This window comes from Saccharibacter sp. EH611 (assembly GCF_009834765.1).
In the GTDB taxonomy this organism is placed as follows: domain Bacteria; phylum Pseudomonadota; class Alphaproteobacteria; order Acetobacterales; family Acetobacteraceae; genus Saccharibacter.
Map to the genome: position 1 here is coordinate 1 of NZ_WVHP01000014.1, position 2,127 is coordinate 2,127.

Below are 2,127 nucleotides of genomic sequence, written 5' to 3' on the forward strand. Positions count from 1 at the left end.
AGTGCGGTGTCCAATGCTGGCACATTTGATGTCAATGGGGGGCGTGTTGCTGGCCAGACTGTGAATGATGGCAGTCATGCTCTTATGACGGCAGAAAACAACGCGCATTTGAGCGATATTGTGAATAATCAGGGTGTTGTGAAGCTCGTTAATGCCTATGCTCAACATGTAACGAACGCGACAGGTGCACAGTTTAGTGCGACCTCTGGTCAGCTTGCGGGATTAACAAACGCTGGTGAAGCGCTTCTGACGGCGCGTAATACTGTTACGGGGGATGTGTCCAATAGCGGTCATCTCACCTTGGATGGGAATACGGTTGCCGGGACATTGTCTGCACAGAATGGTACCTTCACAGTCACGAATAATAATGTGGCTGTTGGATCCTTAGCGGGGAATGGCCAAGGCGTGCTTAACGGTCAGCTTTCTGTCACGAATGGCCATGATACGTTCGGCGGAGACCTGTCAGGCGCAGGGACTGTGCAGATTGACGGGGGAAAACAAACGTTCTCAGGTGGGAATGATTATACAGGCGCGACCACTGTAGCGCGCGGTACCCTAGCGCTTGCCCAGAATGGGTCAATCCAAAAGTCTGCTGGTGTGCATGTGGCCAGCGATGGGAGCTTTGACATTTCAGGGCTTGGCACAGGTACGACAGCGGTTCAGGCTCTTGATGGAAATGGGAGCGTTGCTCTGGGGTCGAAAACTCTGCAATTGTCCAATGCGAATGCGCCATTTGGGAATGTGTATTCCGGTGTGATATCTGGTGATGGCTCGTTTAACCTGACGGGTGGTCGGGAAATTCTGACAGGTGATAGTACTTATCGCGGAGCAACGCAGATCGCCAAAGGCGCGCAGTTGGTGTTGGGGAACAATACGACCACGGGCTCTCTGCAGAGTAACACGATTAATGTGGATGGTGATCTCACGATCAATAGAAGCAATCGTGCGGTTTTCAATCAAACGATCACAGGCTCTGGGTCGCTTATTCAAGATGGCGATGGCGTCACTCAGCTTAATGGCATGAGCAGCTATAGCGGTCCGACGATAGTTCAGCGCGGTGGATTGGATGTCGAAGGCGCACTGTCTGGTTCTGATGTTCAGGTTAATGCAGGCACTTTGTCTGGGACTGGGATGGCCAAGAGCGTTACGATGGAACGTGGTTCTACCTTTGCGCCCGCTGGTGATGGGCAGATCGGGACATTCTCTATGGGAAATGGCCAGAATAATGCGCTGGTCATGAATGATGGTTCCACTCTTTCAATTGACGTGAAAGGGAGTTCTTCTCTTTCTGCAGCAGAATTGAATGATGGGCTGTCGACACTCACGTTCCAGAAAAGACTGTATCAAGTGCTGCCAAGTGACCAGATCCATGTCACGGGGTCTGCGCAGATTGGCAATAATGTTGAGCTGAGCCTGCCAAGAGGTGGAACGATTAAACCAGGTGAAGCCTTTACTCTGGTTACGTCAACGAATGGGGTTAATGGGTCGTTTAGTGGTATCAGTGGGTTGAATGCTCTTTCGGCCTTCGTGAAGCCAGAATTTATTCATTCAGATGATAATAAAGACCTTACCCTGCTTCTAGAACGCAATAGCCTCGCCTTTGGTGATATTGGAGGGACACGGAACGAGCGTGCTACCGGAACGGCTCTGGATCATGTTTCCGTAGAGAAAAATGTGGTTCAGGCCATGTTGTCGTTGAATGAGCGTGACGCACGGCAGGCGACGAATTCACTATCTGGTGAGCTTCATGCTTCTGCGCGCACAGCCTTAATTCAAGATAGTTATTATATCCGTCAAGCTGCGTTAGACCGTCTCGATAGTGCTGATTGTGATGGAAGCAGTGGGAATGGCATTGGCACGGCTGATTTACGGACAGGCCAAAAAACGCACCAATGCTTGTCTGATCGTCCTGTGCTGTGGGGTGAGTCCTACGGGAGTTTGGGAAGCAATTCTGGAGACGGAAATGCCACCTCTCTTCATCATTCTGCAGCCGGGTTTGTGATGGGGGCGGATGCTCCCGTGGTGGCCCAGTGGCGTGTAGGTGGCATGGTTGGGTATGGCCATTCCATGTTTAACCAGAAAAGCGGGAGTAGTGGTTCTGGTCATAGTGATAATATTACGATTGGG

1 protein-coding gene is annotated in these 2,127 nt (G+C 51.1%); it reads left to right on the top strand.

Going from position 1 to position 2,127, the window contains the following annotated elements; translation table 11 throughout:
• Positions 1-2,127, top strand: a 2,127-nt coding sequence (locus tag GS535_RS04315; protein ID WP_202409339.1) for an autotransporter-associated beta strand repeat-containing protein, incomplete at both ends; no start/stop codon positions are given.